The sequence below is a fragment of the Pseudoxanthomonas sp. P4_B2 genome, from assembly GCF_056402315.1.
The window spans coordinates 40,361-59,757 of sequence record NZ_JBFUHQ010000005.1 but is presented as its reverse complement, the minus strand read 5'-3'; the positions used below and the strand labels follow the sequence as shown (position 1 = coordinate 59,757).

Sequence of the window (19,397 nt, the reverse complement as noted above, 5' to 3'; positions counted from 1 at the left end):
GAGGCTTAACCTCGCTCTCACGCCTCGATCACGGCCCTGTCACCGTCCCTCCCGAACACTGCGGGCGCAGGGAAACAAAGATCGCCGGAGATTGCCATGGGCACCGTTCGTGACATTCGTTCGACTCCGCAAGATGTGATGCTGGATATAGACGCCGAACTCCGGCACTGGCGCGGTTGCTACCGCGAAAGCGCTTTCCACCGCAGTTCGCGTGAGTTCGACGACTACATCCCCACTTTGAAATTCGGCTACGACCTCTATCTGCTCAATTACCGCGCCGAGCTCGATGAGTTGCTCGCCACGCTCAAGCAACGCTACGAACGCAGCATCCCGGAATGGCAGCGGCTCGACTGGCCGCTTAGCGAAGCGATCATTCGCGAAACCTGGAAGCGGATGAAGAGCGGACAATCCTGGCGGCGGATGCAACCGTTAGGTCATGGTCACGGCTTCAGCGGCGCTGCCGCGTCGATGTGACTGGGAAGGGAGTGCGACTGCGAAAGGCAAGCGAGCGCATAGCAACGCGATGGTGCCGGCACCCGGATTCGAACTGGGGACCTACCGCTTACAAGGCGGTTGCTCTACCAACTGAGCTATGCCGGCATGGCTGGTGCGCGGGACGCATCGCAGAATGCGTGGGTAAAACCGCGGACGCGGATTCTACCGCAGCAGAGCGCAATCGAGTGAACGCGATTGCAGGGCGCCAGTTCCGTTTCGCAGTCCCGACGCGGTAACGCCGGCTGCGACCGCGACATCCAGCCACCATTGCGCTGCGCCTTCGTTGCCTAGGGGCTGCAGTTGCGCATCGAATCCGGCCGCCCGCAGCGCGGACTGGCGGCGTTCTGCGCCTTCACGGCTGCGGTAGCGGCCCAGAGCGATGCCATTGGTCTGCGCGCCGCTGTTCACCACCAGATAGTCGTCGAAGCCTGCTGCGCCTATGCGCTGCGCAAGCGCCTGGGCGGCTTCGCGATCGGCCTGGGGTGGCAAGACCACGTTGTATCCCTGTGCCGCCTTGCCGGGAATTTCTCGCGGATTGCTGCGACTGGCCTGGCTGCCCAGGCGTGCCGCCGCCGACTTGGCCGCTGCCTGGTCGGCGAAGGGCCCGACGCTGAAGCACTGGGTGGGCGTTGCGGGTTCCGCAACGAGAGCAGCGGCTGGCGGGGCGACGATGGGAGCCATTGCCGAGGAGGTCGGTGCCTGGGGAAGAACCGCTGCGGCTTTTCCGCTTTCACTGAGCAATTGCAGCCTAGGTACCCCCGCCGGTTGCGCCGGAAGCGCGGCAGGAAGCGGTTCGGGGCGGGAAATCCACCAGGCAGCGGCTCCCAGGTTCAACACGATGAGCAGAACGATTAGGGCGCGGATCAGCATTCGGCGGTTCCAGGGACCGTGCCGACGCGCGACCACGCAGCAAGCCCATCCAGGACCAGCGCGGGCGCGTGAAGCGCATCGGGGAAATGTGCAGCGAGCATGTCAGCACCGCCGCCATGCAGCAACAGGGTGGGCGCTTCGCCCAGCATCTGCGTCGCCTGGGCCAGGCTGCGATCGATCAGGCCCAGGGCTGCGCCTTCGCAACCCGAGGCCAGGGCATCGGCAGTGTCGGAAGCGAATTCCCGATAGTCGCCGCCCTGCGACGGCAACTGCATTGCAGCGACGTGCAGCGCCTCGCGCATGATTCTCGGCGAGGGCCCTATGCGTCCGCCGCGATGCAGCCCGTTTCGATCCAGCAGATCGATGGTCAATGCAGTACCGACACCCGCAATCAACCAAGGGCCCGCCGCACGCCCATGCGCGGCAAGCAAAGCCAGGAATCGATCCACGCCCAGGCGCGCCGGTTCGGCATAGGCGATGCGTACCGCTCCGAACTGGGCGCTGGTGCGCGCCATGGAAATGCAGCGGAATCGCTGAGTCAGCGCTTCGATCACCGCCGCGGTGAGGGTGGGCGACGCCACGCTGGCGAGACAGGCCGAATCCGCACGCTCCGGCAACAGCTGCTGCAACTCTCGGGCGAACTCCGTCTGCTCGTGCGCCAGCGCAATGACCTCGCCCAGCCCGCCATCGTCGTGTAGCTGTGCGCACTTCAGGCGCGAATTCCCCAAGTCGAACAACCATCGGCTCATTGCGCCCTCACACTGATTTCTCCCGCGTGGAAAACACGTTCTTTGCCACCGACACGCACGCGCAACGCGCCGTCCTCGGCGATGCCGGTGGCGATCCCGGTCTGCGATTCCCCCGCCAGATGCACGATCACTTCGCGCCCCATCAGCGCATCGAAACGCGCATAACTCGCCAGGAACGGGGCCAACCCTTCGACATCGAAGCGGTCCAATGCCGGCAGCAGGTGGGTAAGCAACCGCGCAGCGAGCGCGTTGCGCGAAGGCGGCGGATCCATGAGTCGCGCCAGATCGGTCCAGGGTTGGTCGAGCGTCGCGGCCATCGCCTCGGGCATGCGCACGTTGAGACCCAGGCCGATCACCGCGCGCACCGGGCCGGCGTGTTCGCCGCCGCCTTCCACCAGCAATCCGCCCAGTTTGCGCCCCTCCACCACCAGATCGTTGGGCCACTTCAGGCGCACGTCGGCATAGCCCGATTCATGCAGCGCCTCGGCCGTGGCCACGCCTGCGACCAGACTCAAGCCGCCCAGCCGCGCCAGGCCGCCGGAGAATTGTCGCGACAGCGACAGATAGAGATGGGCGGCCAATGGCGAAGCCCAGGATTTCCCGCGGCGTCCGCGCCCGCCGGTCTGGCGTTCGGCGATCAATGCCGCCACGCCATGCGCGGGAGTCTCGCGGCGAAGCAGTTCGCTATTGGTGGAATCCAGTGACCAGGCGATCTCCAGCGAGGCCAGGCCGGCGCGCACGAAAGGCGGAAGCGCATCGATGATGGCGTCGGCCTGCAGCAATTCGACCGGATGGCGCAGCGCATAACCGCGGCCTGCCTGCGCATCGATTTCCACACCGGCTTCGCGTAGGGCCTCGATGCGTTTCCACATCGCCGCCCGGGTCAGTCCCGCCTCCTGCGCCAGCGCGTCGCCCGACACCGGGCCGGCAATGAGCCGCTGCAGGATTCCGCGTTCGCCGCTCACTTGCACCTGCACAGCAGGCGTGCGCGTTCGAAATGCGATTCGGAAATGGTGCGCAGGCACCGATCGCCCGACCGCGAAACCCGCAGGTACGCGGCAAGAATCAGCGCGGGGGATAGGACAAGCGTGGGCATGCGGTAATTATGCGCGAGATGGGCGGCACGTCAGGGTGGCGGCGCTGGCCATGCGGCGACAATCAAAGCGCCCTGACCTGCACGCAGCGCGCCGAGGGTCGCGCCGGTTCCGACCCGGACGGTGCCCCGCGATCGATGAGTTGCTGCAAGCCATAAGCCGCAGCTTGCCATTCCGGCGCACCGCGTTCAGGGAATCCGTATGAACCTCCGCAACGATCTTGCCGCACTGCAGCAGCCGGTAATCGGCAAAGCCGGGGTTCGGCCGCAAACGGGCCGCGAACCGCGTTATAGTTCGCGCGGTCAGAGCGTCCGCCAGACAGGAGTCTCCCATGCTGCGTATCAGCCTAGCCTTGTTGTTAATCTGCGCCAGCGCCCACGCCCTGGCCCAGAACGGACGTAGTGCGCCGCCCAATCCGGGTGCCTGCCAGGAAACCGAAGCGGTCGCGCGCGACGATGCGGCTCAGGCGGGCGCTGCGCATCCCAAGGCCACCGCTGCCCGCAACAAATACGCCAAGCCGGCTTCTGCTTCCCCAGGAGGCGGAGGTGGTGGTGGCGATGAAGACGGTCTGCAGCGTGTGCGCGGCTCCAAATGGCACAGTTTCCTGCCGGGCATGTTCCGCTGACCGGATCGTGGTTCGGCTGGCTCAACCGCCAGCCCCGCTCTGTCGATAGCGAAATCTGGGCCGAAACCCGCCGGTCGGTTCCGCTATTGCATGGAATGGATGCGACCCGGGACGCGGTCCTGCAATCGCTGGTGGCGCGCTTCCTGCACGACAAAACCATCACCCCACTCGCCGACCTCACCTTGGACGCCACGGCGCGCACGCAGCTGGCGGCGCTGTGCTGCCTGCCGCTGATGGAATTCGGAAAGAAGGGATTGCACGGTTGGTCGCAGCTGCTGGTCTATCCGGACGCTTTTCGCGTACAGCGCAGCCATGAGGATGCGGCCGGCGTGCTGCACGAGTTCGAAGACGAACTCATCGGCGAGTCGTGGGAGGCCGGCCCCTTGATCCTGTCTTGGGCCGATGTGCAGGCGGACCTGGCCGACCCCTTCGCTGGCTACTGCGTGGCCATCCACGAAATGGCGCACAAGCTGGATGCGTTGGATGGTGCGATGGACGGCACTCCGCCGTTGCCGCATCGATTGCAACGCGAATGGGCCGCAGATTTCCAGCGCGAATATGATGCATTCTGCAAAGACGTGGATCGCGGGCGCGATACCGTGATCGATGCCTACGCCGCGGAATCTCCGGAAGAATTCTTCGCCGTCACCAGCGAATACCATTTCTCCGCGCCCGCCTTGCTGGTGGTGGAAATGCCGCGAGTGGCCGCGCATCTGCGACGCTTCTATGGCCCTACGCCGGCATCGCCCCCGTAGGAGCGACGTAAGTCGCGAGACAAAAAAAGCAGGACGGGGAGTTACAGGCCCTGCGGCAGAATCACTTCGAAGCGCGCCCCGCCCAGCTCTTGCGAACGCACCACCTGCAGCTCGCCGCGATAGCCACGGACCAGATCCTGCACGATCGCCAACCCGATGCCGTGCCCCTGCACGCGCTCGTCGCCGCGCACGCCGCGCTGCAGGATATGCGCGACGTCTTCGTCGGCGATGCCGGGACCATCGTCGTCCACCGCCAGCAGCAAGCCGGCGCGGCGGTTGCCCACGGTCTTGGTGGGCGTGGCGGTCAGCAACACGCGCGAACGCGCCCACTTGAACGCGTTCTCCAGCAAGTTGCCCATCAGTTCCTGCAGATCGCCCGGCTCGCCGTGGAAACGCGCATCCGGGTGGATATCGAATTCGCAGATCACGCCCTTGGCTGCGTAGACCTTTTCCAGGCCGCGCACGATTTCCTCGGCGTTGGATTCGATCGGCACCGGCGCGGCAAACAGCGCATGGCCGCTCGAAGCCGCACGCGCCAATTGATAGGACACCAGATTGTTCATGCGCTTCAACTGCGTATCCAGTTCCTCGCGCAGGGCGATGGCATGGATGCCCTCATCCAATTGCGAACGCAGCACCGCCAACGGCGTCTTCAGACTATGGGCAAGGTCGGCCAGCGTATTGCGCTGACGGTCCAGGTTTTCGCGTTCGCTCTCGATGAAAGCGTTAATGCTTTCGGTCAACGGCTCCAGCTCGCGCGGGTGGCGCTCGGTCATGCGGCTGGCCTGTCCGCGTTGCACGCGGGTCAGTTCGTTGATCACTCGCTGCAACGGCCGCAGGCTCCAGTTGAGCACAGCCACCTGCAGCAATAACAGGAATGCACCCGCCGCGCCCAGATACACCCACAAAGCGCCGCGGAAGGTACGCAGCTGCGCGCCCAACACCCGCGAATCCTCGGAGACATAGAGCGAATAAGGGAACTCGCCATCCGGCGTCCGACTGGCGTAGATCGTGCCCAGCCCGAAGCGGTACACCCCACCTTCGTTGCCGTCGATCTGGCGCATCGGCACCGGACCTTCGAAGGTTTCCTGCAGCGGATTGAGCATCGCAGTGGGGGGTAAGGTGGGACCCAATGTGGAATCGGAACCCCAGTGCCCATTGGGCAGCACCACTTCGGCATAAAGGCCGCTGCCCGGCTGGGTGAAACGCGGATCGACCGGTAGTTCCGGCGGGATCAAGGTACCGTCGCGGCCGAATTCCAGCTTGTTGGCATAGGAAATCGCATAGCCTTTCAGGCGATTACGCAGGTTGAGTTCGGCGGTGCTGACGAAGGCGCGGTCCAGTGCGTAGCCGGCCAGGAACAGGAAAGCGACCAGTCCTACGCTGGCGGCCAGCAACTGCCGGGCGCGCAAAGAGCGCGGGCGCCATCCCTGAAAAGGATCGCGCCCGCTTGGTGTCGCAGCAGCGTCCGTCGCGCGCGGGGGCATCAGCCCTCGTGGTTGCGCGGGATGGCAAAGCGGTAGCCGCGACCGCGCACGGTCTCGATCGGCTTCAGTTCGCCTTCCGGATCCAGCTTCTTGCGCAGGCGGCCGATAAAGACTTCCAGCACGTTGGAATCGCGGTCGAAGTCCTGCTGATAGATGTGCTCGGTCAGATCGGCCTTCGACACCAACTCGCCGGCATGCATCATCAAGTACTCCAGCACTTTGTATTCGTAGCTGGTCAGATCGATGTTGCCGCCGTTGACGCTGACCGTCTGCGCGGCGAGGTCGAGCGCGACCGGGCCACATTCGAGCGTTGGCTTGCTCCAGCCAGCGGCACGGCGCAGCAGCGCGTTGACGCGGGCCAGCAACTCTTCCACATGGAACGGCTTGACCAGGTAATCGTCGGCGCCCTGCTTCAGGCCTTCCACTTTGTCCTGCCAGCTGGAACGCGCGGTCAGGATCAGCACCGGGAATTTCTTGCCCTCGTCGCGCAGCGCCTTGATCAGTTCCATGCCCGACATCTTGGGCAGGCCCAGATCGATGATGCCCACGTCAAACGGCACTTCGCGGCCCATGTACAGGCCTTCCTCGCCATCTTGCGCCGCATCCACGGCAAAGCCTTCGCGTTTGAGGCGGGCGGCCAGGGTTTCGCGGAGGGGGGCTTCATCTTCGACCAGCAAAATACGCATGGACACTCCTGTGACTAGAACTGGCGGCCAGCAGGCCCCCGGGTAGGGAACATCTTACGGTCGGCGGGGGTTGTCGCCGCGTGCACGCGGTGGCGCATCCTCGCGCGGAAAACCACGGTCGCGGTCGCGGGCATTGCCGCCACGCTGAGGATCGTCGTCCATGTAGCGGACGCGGCCGCGATCGTCCATGACCTTGACCCGATTGATCTCGCGGCCGTCGAACTGTACCCGCTCGGCGCCCAGGACCTGGCCGCCGGTCTCGCGTTGCGCGCGGCGCACCGAATCCGACAACGAGGCGGGATTGCGCTGCGGCACCATGCTCTCGCGCGGCATGTTCTGGCGCGGTGGCGGATCGGGGCGCGGCGGTTCCTGCGCCGATTGCGCCCACGCGCTGCCTGCCGCTACACCGGAGAGGGCGAGCAGAGCGCAGAGGGACAGTGGAAAGCGGAGCATGAATCGCATAACGGAATCGTAACGGGTTTCGGCTTCCCTGAATGAACGGGAGCCGACGCCGGCCTGTAAATGATTAGGGGATGGATTCTGGCGTCAGGCGGTGAATCCGATCTGAACTTATCCACAGCCCCGTGCGACTCATTCAGGTTCCTTGCTGCTCAGAAAACCTCTGCCACGCAGCAGCGCAGCGAGCCCCCGGCTGCTTCGATGGCCTCCAGCGGCACGCTGCGTGGCGTAAAGCCCGCCTCAAGCAGGCGGCTGCGGGTGGCTGGCGTCAGGGACGCCTCGGCGCCCGCACTCATCCAAACCGACGCGTCGCACAGCGCGATGGCGTTGCCGGCGAAGGCAGTATGTTCGGCCCGGGACAGGGAAATGCCGTGGGGCGAGTACAGCGCGGCGATGGCTTCGGGTACGGCGGCATCGGCGAACCCGTCCGCGCAGACCAGGGCCGCGCGGCCGGCCAGCACCGCCAACACGACGTTGGCGTGGTATTCGCCCGGCGCCAGGTCGAACATCAGGGTGGCGCGCAAACCAAAGGCTTCGTGCAGCAGCGCTGCGCCTTCCTCGTCGCAGCGTTCGGACAAACCGCAGAAGCCCAGGCCCCGCGCACGATCGATGACCAGGGCGCCGGTGAGTTCGCAAGGATGCGGTTGCGCCGACAGGTCTATTTCCTCGTAACCCAGCAGGTCGGCGAAGAACTGGCGGATATCGCTGCGTGCGGCTTCGCGCTGACGTACTTCGTGGCGCATGCGTCCCACCACCAACCGACCCGGCGCGGTAGCAAAAACATTGTTGGGGAACAAGGCATCAGGCATAGCCGGATCGCCGCTGAAGCACACCACCGGCAATTCGGTCGCCAGCGCGCGCTGCAACTCCCGGTGCTGGGCCTGCGCCGCGCCTGCATCGAATGCGGTCGCCTGTGCCATGTAGCGGTTGTCGCGCGCCGATTGGTCCGCCCGCGCGAATCCGTCCGGCGCCACCAGGAACGCCGCCCGCGCCGTGGCGGGACCGAAATCGGGTGCGCAGTTCCGTGCAAATTGAAGGAAGTCGGAGGGAATGCGGGTCAGCATGGGATATCTGCAGCGGTAACCTTCAAGAAGAACGAAGTCTCAGCCGTATCCTTGCAAAAAAGAAGCCCCGCTTTCGCGGGGCTTCTGTCTTCGGGCGGATCGATCAGACGCCCATCGTGCGGCGCTGTTCGCGCTCCTGCTGCACCTGCGGCTGATTCTGCGTCTCCTGCTGCACCTGCGCCGTGCTTTTTTCGATCGGCTCGGCGGTGGCCTGTGCCTTGTCCATGTAGACGCGGCGATTGGCGGGATCGCCCGGTTCGCCCTGCACCAGGAACACGCCGGTGCCGTTGGTATTGGGCAGCACATGGTCGACCCGGGTCAGGCCGCTGGCTTTGGCTTCGAATACGCCGGCCGCCGCCGCATTCTCGAGATCCTGCCGGCTCTTGAAGGCCTGCGGCCCGAGTTGCTCCATGTGTTTCACGGTCTGCTGGAACAGCGCATTGTCGGGATGACGCGTATCGGAAAGCAGCGGCGCTTCCTTGGATTTCTTCAGGGCGTCCAAGGTCTGCGGACCCGCTACGCCATCGGCCTTCAAACCATGCGCCTGCTGGTAGGACTGCAGGGCTTCTTTGGTGCGGTCGCCGAAGCCTCCGTCCTCGCGCAACGCGCGGCCTTCCTTGTCGTGGTAGCCGAAGCCGTTCAAGGTGTCCTGGAGTTGGCGGATGCTCTCGCCTTTCTCGCCCGCGCGTAGAGTTCCGTCGGAGGGTTTAGAAGGCGATTGCGACTCTGTTTTCTCTTGCGTCGGTGTTTGTCCCTGCGTCTGCTGCTTGTCCTGCAGCAAGGTGCGCGCCCCGGCCAGCGGATCGGTGGCGTAAAGCTTCACGCCATTGGCCTGCTTGCGCTCGAGATAACGATCCAGCGAGCTCAGTTCCACGCCTTCACCGCCCCGCGACTGGCTAATCATCAATTCGCCGCTTTTCGGATCCTTCACCACCATGGTGATGTGGTCTATGCCTTTGTAGCGGCCTGCATCCCACTTGGTCGGACCATTGTCCTCACCGATGATCATTCCTTCCTTCAGCGCATCGCGGGTGACCGCCTTGCCCTCGATCATCACGCCGGAGCGGGATTGGGCCTTCTCGACGATCATCGCTGCGCCGTCGGTGCCAAGATTGAAAAACTCGTCCCTGCCGAAGACCTGCTGCCCTGCCTTAGCATTGACCTCCTTCATGGTCGCGTTCTGCATGGTCGCCACCCAGCCAGAGCAATCCACATAACCCTGGTCCGGATGCTTGCCGTCGACGCCCGGGATCTTGCCGCTCATGGCGTACTTCACATGATCGTATTTCACGCTCAGGTCGTGGGCGGCGGTCAACGCTATTCCCGCTGCGGGTACGGTTTGCGTGGACGTGCTCTGAACGGATGTGGTCTGCGCCGGTGTGTTTTGGCGTGCATCGGTGATCGGCTCGATCCCTTTTTCCGGAATTCGTACCCGATCGAACTTCGTATCCCAGTACTGCGTGAATGTCGTCGCCATGTCGCGATCCGACATGGTTCTGAAGTCGGTGTACTTCTGGCCTGTCACCGCCTCGAAATCGCGGGAGCTGACATTGTTGAGAATCTTGCTGCGTGTATCTTGGCGGCCGAACTCGCCTGTAGCGATGGCGGTCTGTATGGACCTATAGCCTGCCGCGCCCTGCTGGTGCGCCAGGTACATATCCAAACCATCGGGTTCTGGCTTGCCTGACAGGTAGGGGCGATCATCGTTCGCATGTCGATTGACCAATGCGTTTCGATTATCCAAGTACAAGCGGGCTGCCGCATCGGTATTGACCACAGCATCTAACTCACGGCCGCGGATGCCGTAAACGTCCGCCGTTCCCGGCACGAACTGAAATAGGCCTTTTGCCCCTTGTGCCCCACGAGAGGCCAGTTCGTTGAACGTACCCCCGGTTTCGATATAGGCGAACCGCATAAAATCATCGCGCGGGATGTTCCTTTCCTGCGCTTCCCTTTCGATGATGTCGAGAACTTCCTTCTTACTGTAGTCGTGCGCCATGCTTGGCTCTCCTCTTCTCAGGTTGATTTGCGGCACGAACCGCCGCGATGCGTCAACCGGATCCGTCCCTGGATCCTATGTTGTCAGTCAACAGCTGCTCTGTTTCTTGAGTCTTACTGGTACTGCTTCTTCTCTGAGTCGTAACGGTACTCATAGGTATCGCCCGGGCCCAGGGTCCGCACCGTTCCGGCGGAAACAGTCTCCGTTCCACTGCGCTGCACCTTCAACAAGGGAAGATTGCTTCCTTCTTGCGGTGAAAAACTCAGCGTTCCGGCACTCTTTGCACAGGCCTGCTTCGCGCCTGGCGTTTCATCACAAGCGGCACTGTTGTCTGTGCCAATCACAATGTTTCCGAGATAGTCCCAACGCTTGTCGTCTGCCTTCAGCAACTCATGTGGATTGAACAAAAGCAGGTCAAATGTGTTGACCTGGACGCCAGTAGCCAGGTACCAGGTCGGCACAGCTAGCAGGAGCTTGCCGTCGGGAGTCTGGTAAGTCTGTGGTTTCCGTATTTCATCAATCACGTTGCCTTTTTCGTAACCACCAAACTCACCGACAAAATACTGATTGCCATCGAACGTCCAAGGCTTTTCCGCCTCCGGATTGGTCGTGAAGAAGGTCGCTTGCGTGAGCGTTACTTTCGCATCGGGGGCCGCATAGTTCTCTTCCTCCGACTTGTCGTACTTATCTGGCGTCTGTGTAGCGAAACCCGTGAAGTAATGCTTGCCGCCAAGGTCGAACGAGTAGCCGTACCAGTACGTCGCCCAGCTGCCATTCTCTACTTCATACGACAGGGCGCCGTCGCCGTCTTTCTGATAGATGAAATACAGCACGCTGCTCGGAGACGGCGGCTCTACTACGTTTTTTTTCTGAAAATCGTTGGCCACTGGGGGGGCCTCCTTATCGTTCGGCTTGGCGGTGTTGCTGGCGGCGGGTTTCCCGGAAACGTCCTCGGACGTCTCGGCGCTACATGCGCCGACTGACAGCAGCATCAGCACAAGGAGTAGCTTGGTTCCGTGTCTCATAGCGTCTTTCGGCTCCTTATTCGTACGGACGACCTGCCCATCCCTGCGATGTTTAGCATTGAGCAGCTAATTCGCTGAGTCCTATCGGATTGTAGATGCAGTGAAGTTCCAGGGCCAGGCAATGCTGTGGTTCGCGCATCGCGTTACCACCGTGGCGAATGCAAAAAGGTGCCATCCTTGGCAACCGATCGAAGCTGAAATTCAATCAATGCGAGTGAGGGGTATTCTCGGGCCTGCCCTGGCCTTCCCACTTGCCTTCCTCATCGCCTCTGGGGCAGATGCGCATCCACTTCTGCCAGGCATCGTAGTCGTTGTGGGTCCAGGACTGGAAATGGACGCCATAGTTATGGACACAGAGGGGGCACTCGCCGCCGTCATGCGGTATCGGGCAATAGGTCGGTTCCGCCATCCATAGAGCTGCGATGGGATTAATCGGTTTCCATGCTCGCGGCTTCTTCAAGCCATCGGAACAGAACAGGAAAACATCGTTATCACGATATTCGCTGTGGCTCTCGTACATGGGCGGCGATGCCAGCAACACCGAGGAAACGAAGAAAAGCGCACAAGCCAAAATCCGAATTTTCATAAAAACTCCTTAGAAATCCATACTAAACCGATTCTTCCTTACGAAATCCGCTTTCGTTGCTGCAGGCTCCTTAAGTCACCCTAGCCCCGCAGCAGGCCGGAATACTAACCCGGCCACAGCATGGCCTCGATCTTACCGTTCATATAGGACGGCGCAAGGCTACTTTTGGTAACGCTGCGCCCGTATGACACCTGCCTTCGGAGGCATCGAGCCTTTTCTTGACCATCATCTGCAATCACACACGTCCACCATTTTTCTACGCTACTTTGCTACAGAGCGATTCGGGAAACTTTTTGTAACGAGACCGGATTGACGAACATCAAAGACGGCTAAAGTCTCACATTTGCGCTTTGCCTTTTTACAAGCTTCTTTAGAACCTTTTTCTGCGTCGCTTTTGCTTAGTCCACTACCAGCGAAAAGTGAATTTTGAGCGTCTCTATACAGAATGATGAACCCGTTGCTATTCCATTGTCCTATTTTGCATTTTAACTGGCTGTCCTTCTCGCATTGCGCAATGCTGACCTTCTCCGCTTCTTCCACTGCGTCGAAACCACCGCTTACCCAAACCGTTGTATCCCATGGCGCATCCGAGCCTTCTGCCCAAGCCAACGCGCCATACCGGTTACGGAGTGGTGTACCTGGCGGAGGTAGGTATTGCACTAACCGGAAGGGGGGCGTGGTCCCAGCCAATTGTTCCCATGGCTTTCCGGTGAATGCTTTTTCATAGGCGCACCGCGCGCCCTTTTTCAGGCACAAGGCAAGAACGTCTTCCTTGGCCTTTTTGGGCGTCGCACCCCATCCCGACCATAACAAACCATCCGATGACCGAGCGATGGCGATTGATCCGTTGCTTCCCGCATTCGCAATCGTACATCCGTCTTTCATTGCTGCTTCGCAAAGTGCCAGAGCCCCCTTTTTTCCTTCCTCAACTGATCGGGCACGTGAAACCGCCCAGACATCAGATGCATTGAGGTGCCACGCCACGACAACAAAATTATCCACCCAGTAAAATTGCAGCGCGGGAGATCCAGACTGCTGCTGATCATCCGCACGTTCGCAAATGGGAAATGAAGCCAGCCCACTATTACCTCCTCCCGCCGTACCGATCTGCCGCTCTCCCGGACCGGCGCCGTTCGGACAAGGGTAGCTTTGCGCCGATGCAGATGCTGAGGCCAACACCATTACTATCATGGACAGCATCATTCCAATCCCAAAGCGCGGCATATTTACTCTCCTGATTAACTGACTATCTTTCGACGCAACGTCGATCGGCGGACCTACCTGCGTTTGTGTCAACGATTGCTTTTCCATTTTCCGAGGCCCATGCAATCACGACGCACTGATTGTGATAGACCGGGGATAACTCGCGCTCACTTCCGCTTGCCTCATATTTTTTGCATTACGCGGCTTATTGCTTTGGGCTCTTTGTAAATTCCCAACCCACGGCCTGCAACCGCGAATCGTCTCCGGAGACATTCCAGTCTTCGATCATCCCGTAACCAGTTGCCTCCAGTTGTTCGCCTTCGCGAGCGTGCCGGAACCGCACCAAGCTGTAACCATCCCCACTGTAGGAATCCAACTCCGGCATTAACTCGCAAATCCGGCAACTGATCTGATCCGGGTTGGCCTTGCAAACGCTTGCATAGTCGCCACCCACCACATTGGCCGTGCATTCTGGAGTCACGGCCGGTGTCCAACCATTCGCCAGCACCAACTTTCGGAAGTCGGCGTAGGCCATGCCCTCCTTCAGCTCGGGCAAAAGCGCCTTTCCAGCGGCGGCAGTGGGTTGCTGGTCGACAGTTTCGGTCCTGGTTTGATTTTCGATTGCATTCCCTGCAGGTTTGCTTGCTGAGTCTGAGGACGTGGAACTCTCACCGGGAGCCGTCGCGGAGACGGTCGGCGCTATCGCCTGACTGTCCGACTGTTTCGCATGACAGGCAGCTACCAAGGCGACGAATACGATGACCAACACTTTCTTGCAGATCATGTTTTTAGTCCTCATCACAGCGAATCGTCCCTTATGCGAACCAGCTTCCAGCATGGTCCTTTCTTGAAATAGAATGACATCTGGTAGTCGGTGTCCTCCTTTGCCAGTGTCACTTTGATATCGCCGTTCTCGAGAGTCGATTGACGCATCGTCAGGTCTTCTTTGGCCTGCTGCTGTTCGCCGGGGATCAACGGGAACTGCAGCTCGGCCGCCGTCAACATTCTTGTGACCAATGCGGGTTCCGGCTCTGCCGTGGCATCGGCGGCTTGGCTTTCCAGCGGCTCGGCTGAGAATGTCTTTTGCACTTCGACGCTCTCTATAAAAGCTTTCAGGAAGCCGTCGAAGCTGGGCGATGGGCAAGCTAGCGCGGCGGATACCGATGCCGCCGGAATTCGAACCACAGACTGGGCATCAACCGAATTCTGCTGGGACGTAGCCTTACAGCCCCCCAGCAATGCAGCCATGACTAGAAGAACGGTCATCCTTGCCATATTCCGAGTCCTTATGGGGCCAAGGGCTGACCCAGTTCAGTTCAACGAGACGGAAGTGAAGTAGGCACTTGTCAAGACATGAGGTGAGATGGCTCTAAATTTTCCCACATCATGTTCTGTATGGTCCGTATCGATTGAGCGATGCTAGCAGCTACGACAACTGGTGCGAGGCTATTTCATGTAACAAAAGCCCCGCGTGTGCGGGGCTTTTGTGAGACATAAAACAAACAACGATTACATCGCTACTGCCCGTCGCTGCTCTCGCTCTTGTTGCACCTGAGGCTGGACCTGAACTTCCTGCTGCACCTGCGCCGTGCTCTTCTCGAGTGGTTCTGCGGCAGCTTGCGCTTTGTCCAAATGTACCCGGTTATGCGCAGGATCATTGGGCGCGCCTTGTACCGCGAATAGACCGGTGCCGTTGGTGCTTTGTAGGACATGGTCGATTCGCGTCAGGCCGCTGGCCTTAGCCTCGAACACCGTTGCGCCCGCTGCATTCTCCAGTTCATGTCGGTTTTTGAACGCCTGCGGCCCGAGCTGTTCCAAACCTTTGACTGCCTGCTGGTACAACGCATTGTCAGGATGCCGTGTATCGGAAAGCAGAGGAGCAGACTGCGACTTCTTCAACGCATCCAGAGTCTGCGGTCCCACTATGCCATCGGCCTTCAATCCATGCGCCTGCTGATAGGACTGCAATGCTTCCTTGGTGCGATCCCCGAAGCCGCCATCCTCGCGCAAAGCACGGCCGTCTTTGTCGCGGTAGCCGAAATTGTTCAAGGTGTCTTGGAGCTGGCGGATACTTTCGTTTTTCTCGCCATGACGGAGCACGCCGTCGCTATCATTTTTCCCCGGCTGCGCTGCGGCAACCGCAGGGCTACGCTCGCTGGGTTGCTGACTTATCAGACGGCCTAAATCCCCCATCGATAGTTTTTCCATCAGCTCAGGCGTTAATGCCTTTTCCCACTTCTCGAAACGTGCCTGGCGATCCGCCAAGCCGTTCTCGCCGCCGTTGATGGCGTGCGTCGCCTTGGTGACATCTTCGCGTGCAGATTCCGGCACGCGGGAATTCCAATACCAAGTCGCAATCTTCGCGGCATTTTCAGGTTCCGCGGCCAATTCCGGATGTTTCACGAGATCCAGCCCCAAGGCTTCCCCCGCGGCGCGGTAATTGTCCTTGCCTGTTAACTGCATATATCCACGCCCGTGGAATTTGTAACCGTCGCCTGGCTCATTATTTCCCATGCGGCCGCCATACATCAGTTCGGCCAGCTTCTCTGGCTTTCCTTGCAAAGCTTCCACCCGCGCGTCTTCCAGCGCCTCCTTACCTTCCCGCATGGCGGATTTGACTGGAATCTGCCAGATTCCCTTGGTGTACCTGAAGCTTTCTTCCAGACGGGTGAGGCCTCCAGACTCGTGGCCCACCTGTGCCATGAAGTTTGCCAGCTCTTTTTGAGAGTTTATTTCCGCCGTACTCGCCGCTTGCAACAATTGCGTTTCTCTGTCCGTTGTCATCTTGTAGCTCCTCATTCCTGATGATTAAACGCCGTCACTCTCTGTCTTGGAATCCATTCCTGCTTCTAGAGAGACCTTTCTTCTACTTTCCCTCCACTTTCGGCAAGGTCTTCGGATCGAATTCCTCAAAACGGATCGTGCCGAAATCCTTTCCTGTCAGTTCGATTTGCTTCTCTTCTCCGGTTTCCGTATCAGTCACGGTCCGCACTGCTTTATCCAACAGCCAATCCTGCTGCTCGGCCGAGTACGTGAAGGCGTACTCATCGGACCAGCGCTCGCGCGAGCCGCCTTCGATGAGTGCTGTGAAACCGCCTTTGTCTACTCGCACATAACCGAATGGATCACCGGCCATGCCTCCGCACTGGGCGCAAGGGATAAGCCGGTCATTCTGTTTGGCTTTCTGAAGCTTCCCCGCGCTATCGCGCATCAACAGTAGGGTCGACCGCGGCGTCCCCTCGCCCAACATTTCGCTGCCGGTTCCTGGATGATCGACCACCAATACCACGCCTATCGTGCCGTTGCCGCTGATATCACCCTGCTGGCTGGAGAGTATTTTTGAGTTTCCCTCGGCAAATGTATTCAATTCGGCCACGGTCGCTTCCTTGTGACTGGATGTTTCTTGCTTAGTAGTGTCCGTCGTTGGCATGGCGCTTTCGGTCTTTACCTTTTCCGACGAGGAATCTGTGGCGGCTGTGGCCGGAGCACCCATCTGGCAACCAGTGATGGCTGCCACGCAGGCTAATAAAATGATTTTTTTGTGATTCATTCGAGTTCCATCTGAATTCACTCAACGATTGAATGGCAGGACTATTGCGAGATATTCTCAAACATCGATCTGCATTTTAGAGATTATCGAACTCGTTCGGCGAAACTGCATTCTGAGATGTGCCGCCCCAAGCCGTAATGCTCGATACGAACAGTTCGGCAGCACCAAACCATTCACACTCGTTCCACGCAGAGATAGCGATCAATTCACTCTTACTGGCAGACTACAGCCAGAATAATAGATCCAGCACTCGCTGCCGGCGCTCTTACACCGCTCCATAGAACGTTCCTTTGCCTCTTCAATTGTTGGCGCACTAGATGAAAATGACATTGAACTACTTGCCGCAACGGCAGCGCACTGGTTGTGATAAGCCAAACTGACTTTGCAATCACCCCCCCCTCGATTCTCGCACTCTGCAATCGCGGATCGCTGTGCATCTTTTTTATTAGCTAAATCTGTAACGATACCGGCGGTACCATTGTCGTCCGTAGCAATTGCGCCCCATCGATCTGCCCAGCGCTCCTGCGGGGGAGCGGCATTCTCCAGGGAGGGAAGATAGACGGTGTTGTACTGCGGTGAGTTGGGATCACTCATAGGCAAGTTCGCCTGCTGCTGCGGCGTCATTTGCGCCCAAGCTGCACCACTTGAAATTAAAAGTACAGCTGCACTAATGCATTTGCTCTTCATAAGATCACTCTTGACCTAAGTTACGACTCATATAGTCCTGGCATTGTTACTCGGCCCTGAATTCGTCATAAGGCGCGTGCCTGCATTGGGGTCGTTGTAAGTTGATCCAGGCTGGTAGCCGCCACTGCGGTTGCCATCAATACGATTATCATTCCGCGGCCCCCCTCCGCCCCCGCCCATCTGCTTCTGGGTCTGTTGAACGTAATCGGACGCCTGACCGGTACTGTTACGGCCAACGTTGCCAAAGGACGAGTTAGCCACGAAGTTGGCCAGCGTACCCTGGAAGAATGCCGCCGCCATCGGCGGGGCCATGACGATCAGGGTGCTCATGACCAATCCCAGACCGCCCTGCTGTAGAGCCATGGAGTTGACGCCCTCGCCGCCGCCGGTGAAACCGCTGGCCGCATATTTGGCCAGGAACGCCAACGCCACCGCGCCTACCACCTTGGTGGCCAAGCTCACCATCACCGTCAGAACGCCCAGGCTAAAGGCTGTGCCTATGCCGTAGAAAAGCCATCGGCTGAACATCCCTTTGGTCTGCTCGAACAGCAACGACAGTACGAACAACGGCCCAAAGCCAACAAATAGGGCCATGGCGATCTTGTTCAGCAACAACAACGAGGAAGCGATGACCGCCGGACCAGCGATGCCGATACCGGTGAACCAGATAGCGCGATCCTTATCCTCCTTGACCGTCTCTTCCTTCTCGTCTTGCAGCGCATCGATAGCCGCCATCGAGGCCGTCATGATCGCCAGATTCTTGTCGATACTCTCGTAAGGATCGCTCTCGTCCGCGACTACGCCGACGATGGTTTGGCCAAGCCCATCGGTGAGGGCCCAGTACATCTGCGAACCACCGGCCGCCATACTGGTCGCTACGCCGACGATGAGCACCGCGCGCAACGAACTGACCACCAGGCCCATCAGCGAGTCGCGCGACTGGCCAGTCACGATCCGGTACCCCTGATAGAAGATCCATATCGCCATCAGCGAAAAAATGAACGAGCTCAGCATCAAGGAGAAGCGCGTCAACAGCTCCCAAGTGTAGGCATCAATTTCGTGGCGTAGGAACTCATTGATTACCTTGAAGAATACGAACTGGCTTAGCTCACCCATAGGATGCACCACCAACGACTTTGGCCCGCCCATCGCAAAGCCGACATTGCATACCCCACATAAATCACCCCTGTTGTGCAGTGCCCGGTTTTGCGGGCCCTGCCTTGCCGGTGCGTCTCCGCACCGGCGTGTTGTTTATTCACTCTGTCGCATGCATTCCTGTAGGCCAGGCCGTTACAGCCAACCCATACGCTTATCCGGATCGGGCGACTTCAAGGCTTCCAAAGTTCCGCCCAATACCGCACCGGCAACCAGCGTAGAGCCAATCGCGCCGATGTCACCGAACGGCGAGCTTTCTCCGCTCGTTTTGCCTGTGAAGCGATCATCGGTCTTCTGAGTCTGGTATTGCTTCAAATAACGGAGTCGCGTTTCATAGGCATGCATCGCCGATTCCATCTGCGCCTGGTCCAGGGCCATGCGCGTATTGAGCGCGATCAATTTGTTGGTATTGCTTTGCAGCTTGCCGTAGTTATCCACTCCACTCCCCAGCTTCTCTCGCTCCTTTTCGATAGCGACAAGAACTTCCTTACGCTTGGTGGTGATTTCGAACATCTTCACCATATAGAGATATTGTGAATTCTCGGTCTTGACGATTTCCTCGCAAGTCGCCTTCTGATCGTTATTGGCAGATTTGCAGCGCTCGGAACCGGTGGTCAACGTGATGGTTCCCTTTTCGATCTTCTGCTCCGGGTCGGCAACGGCCTCGCCACTGACCGCGTATGGCCCAATGCCATGCTGTTTGTAGATTTGGTCGAGCTTCTTGTTGACATTGCCTTCGCCGATCTGCTTCCTGACCGTGTCGTCGGCAACTTTCCATTCGGCGCTTGCGCTGCCTGCGACAAGCAATGCGAGCAGGCACCCGCCGATGAGCGGCATTTTGTTGATACGGCGCTTTGATGTCTTGGTCGTCTTCTTCATGGGATCACCTCGGAACTGGTAGTCATGTG

21 protein-coding genes and 1 tRNA gene are annotated in these 19,397 nt (G+C 59.7%); 3 read left to right on the top strand and 19 right to left on the bottom strand.

What is annotated here, in order from left to right; all coding sequences use genetic code 11:
* Positions 1-96: 96 nt before the first annotated feature.
* Entirely contained in the window at positions 97-474 is a 378-nt protein-coding gene (locus AC1DTQ_RS13180) for a hypothetical protein (protein ID WP_477850160.1), read from the top strand.
* 50 nt (positions 475-524) lie between these two features.
* Here AC1DTQ_RS13180 and AC1DTQ_RS13175 read toward each other — a convergent pair.
* From AC1DTQ_RS13175 to birA, 4 genes are all read right to left on the bottom strand, one after another.
* Positions 525-600 (bottom strand) — tRNA-Thr (locus AC1DTQ_RS13175).
* Positions 601-657: 57 nt separating this feature from the next.
* On the bottom strand, positions 658-1,365 hold the full coding sequence (locus AC1DTQ_RS13170; protein WP_477850159.1) for an SPOR domain-containing protein: 708 nt from the start codon (positions 1,363-1,365) through the stop codon (positions 658-660).
* Positions 1,359-2,114, bottom strand: coding sequence for a type III pantothenate kinase (locus tag AC1DTQ_RS13165; protein WP_477850158.1), 756 nt, complete (start codon positions 2,112-2,114; stop codon positions 1,359-1,361). Before AC1DTQ_RS13165 ends, AC1DTQ_RS13170 begins: the two co-directional genes overlap by 7 nt.
* On the bottom strand, positions 2,111-3,091 hold the full coding sequence (gene birA, locus AC1DTQ_RS13160; RefSeq protein ID WP_477850156.1) for a bifunctional biotin--[acetyl-CoA-carboxylase] ligase/biotin operon repressor BirA: 981 nt from the start codon (positions 3,089-3,091) through the stop codon (positions 2,111-2,113). The genes AC1DTQ_RS13165 and birA overlap by 4 nt, the downstream gene beginning before the upstream one ends.
* Positions 3,092-3,539: 448 nt before the next feature.
* Here birA and AC1DTQ_RS13155 point away from each other — a divergent pair, with 448 nt between their 5' ends.
* Together AC1DTQ_RS13155 and AC1DTQ_RS13150 are read left to right on the top strand one after the other, a co-directional pair.
* The gene (locus tag AC1DTQ_RS13155; RefSeq protein ID WP_477850155.1) at positions 3,540-3,833 is read left to right on the top strand and encodes a hypothetical protein; all 294 of its coding nucleotides are present in this window, start codon (positions 3,540-3,542) and stop codon (positions 3,831-3,833) included.
* The gene (locus AC1DTQ_RS13150; RefSeq protein ID WP_477850154.1) at positions 3,800-4,588 is read left to right on the top strand and encodes a M90 family metallopeptidase; all 789 of its coding nucleotides are present in this window, start codon (positions 3,800-3,802) and stop codon (positions 4,586-4,588) included. The genes AC1DTQ_RS13155 and AC1DTQ_RS13150 overlap by 34 nt, the downstream gene beginning before the upstream one ends.
* 41 nt (positions 4,589-4,629) lie before the next feature.
* Here AC1DTQ_RS13150 and AC1DTQ_RS13145 read toward each other — a convergent pair whose 3' ends face one another.
* The 15 genes from AC1DTQ_RS13145 to AC1DTQ_RS13075 form a co-directional block, all read right to left on the bottom strand.
* On the bottom strand, positions 4,630-6,075 hold the full coding sequence (locus AC1DTQ_RS13145; RefSeq protein ID WP_477850153.1) for an ATP-binding protein: 1,446 nt from the start codon (positions 6,073-6,075) through the stop codon (positions 4,630-4,632).
* Positions 6,075-6,761 carry a response regulator transcription factor gene (locus tag AC1DTQ_RS13140; protein WP_093286361.1) on the bottom strand — a complete coding sequence of 229 codons (687 nt, stop codon included), beginning with the start codon at positions 6,759-6,761 and terminating at the stop codon, positions 6,075-6,077. The genes AC1DTQ_RS13145 and AC1DTQ_RS13140 overlap by 1 nt, the downstream gene beginning before the upstream one ends.
* Before the next feature lie 54 nt (positions 6,762-6,815).
* Positions 6,816-7,223 (bottom strand): PepSY domain-containing protein, encoded by a 408-nt coding sequence (locus tag AC1DTQ_RS13135; protein WP_477850151.1) that lies wholly within the window; start codon positions 7,221-7,223, stop codon positions 6,816-6,818.
* Between the two features lie 149 nt (positions 7,224-7,372).
* Complete coding sequence (locus AC1DTQ_RS13130; protein ID WP_477850150.1) at positions 7,373-8,284, bottom strand: arginine deiminase-related protein; 912 nt, start codon at positions 8,282-8,284, stop codon at positions 7,373-7,375.
* A 103-nt stretch (positions 8,285-8,387) separates the two neighbouring features.
* The gene (locus AC1DTQ_RS13125; protein WP_477850149.1) at positions 8,388-10,283 is read right to left on the bottom strand and encodes an XVIPCD domain-containing protein; all 1,896 of its coding nucleotides are present in this window, start codon (positions 10,281-10,283) and stop codon (positions 8,388-8,390) included.
* Positions 10,284-10,396: 113 nt separating this feature from the next.
* Complete coding sequence (locus AC1DTQ_RS13120) at positions 10,397-11,281, bottom strand: hypothetical protein (protein ID WP_477850148.1); 885 nt, start codon at positions 11,279-11,281, stop codon at positions 10,397-10,399.
* Positions 11,282-11,513: 232 nt separating this feature from the next.
* Positions 11,514-11,894 carry a hypothetical protein gene (locus tag AC1DTQ_RS13115; protein ID WP_477850146.1) on the bottom strand — a complete coding sequence of 127 codons (381 nt, stop codon included), beginning with the start codon at positions 11,892-11,894 and terminating at the stop codon, positions 11,514-11,516.
* Positions 11,895-12,155: 261 nt separating this feature from the next.
* Positions 12,156-13,205 (bottom strand): DUF4189 domain-containing protein, encoded by a 1,050-nt coding sequence (locus tag AC1DTQ_RS13110; RefSeq protein WP_477850145.1) that lies wholly within the window; start codon positions 13,203-13,205, stop codon positions 12,156-12,158.
* A 97-nt stretch (positions 13,206-13,302) separates the two neighbouring features.
* A complete protein-coding gene (locus tag AC1DTQ_RS13105) occupies positions 13,303-13,881 on the bottom strand; it encodes a hypothetical protein (RefSeq protein ID WP_477850144.1) in 579 nt (192 codons plus the stop codon).
* A 14-nt stretch (positions 13,882-13,895) separates the two neighbouring features.
* Positions 13,896-14,363: a hypothetical protein gene (locus tag AC1DTQ_RS13100; protein WP_477850143.1), complete on the bottom strand. Its 468-nt coding sequence runs from the start codon at positions 14,361-14,363 to the stop codon at positions 13,896-13,898.
* Between the two features lie 243 nt (positions 14,364-14,606).
* Complete coding sequence (locus tag AC1DTQ_RS13095; RefSeq protein ID WP_477850142.1) at positions 14,607-15,881, bottom strand: XVIPCD domain-containing protein; 1,275 nt, start codon at positions 15,879-15,881, stop codon at positions 14,607-14,609.
* Positions 15,882-15,963: 82 nt separating this feature from the next.
* Positions 15,964-16,647 (bottom strand): hypothetical protein, encoded by a 684-nt coding sequence (locus AC1DTQ_RS13090; protein WP_477850141.1) that lies wholly within the window; start codon positions 16,645-16,647, stop codon positions 15,964-15,966.
* A gap of 201 nt (positions 16,648-16,848) precedes the next feature.
* Positions 16,849-17,334, bottom strand: coding sequence for a DUF4189 domain-containing protein (locus AC1DTQ_RS13085; protein ID WP_477850140.1), 486 nt, complete (start codon positions 17,332-17,334; stop codon positions 16,849-16,851).
* A gap of 27 nt (positions 17,335-17,361) precedes the next feature.
* On the bottom strand, positions 17,362-18,450 hold the full coding sequence (locus tag AC1DTQ_RS13080; protein ID WP_477850139.1) for a TrbL/VirB6 family protein: 1,089 nt from the start codon (positions 18,448-18,450) through the stop codon (positions 17,362-17,364).
* A gap of 174 nt (positions 18,451-18,624) precedes the next feature.
* Positions 18,625-19,368: a hypothetical protein gene (locus AC1DTQ_RS13075; protein WP_477850138.1), complete on the bottom strand. Its 744-nt coding sequence runs from the start codon at positions 19,366-19,368 to the stop codon at positions 18,625-18,627.
* Between the last annotated feature and the right edge of the window lie 29 nt (positions 19,369-19,397).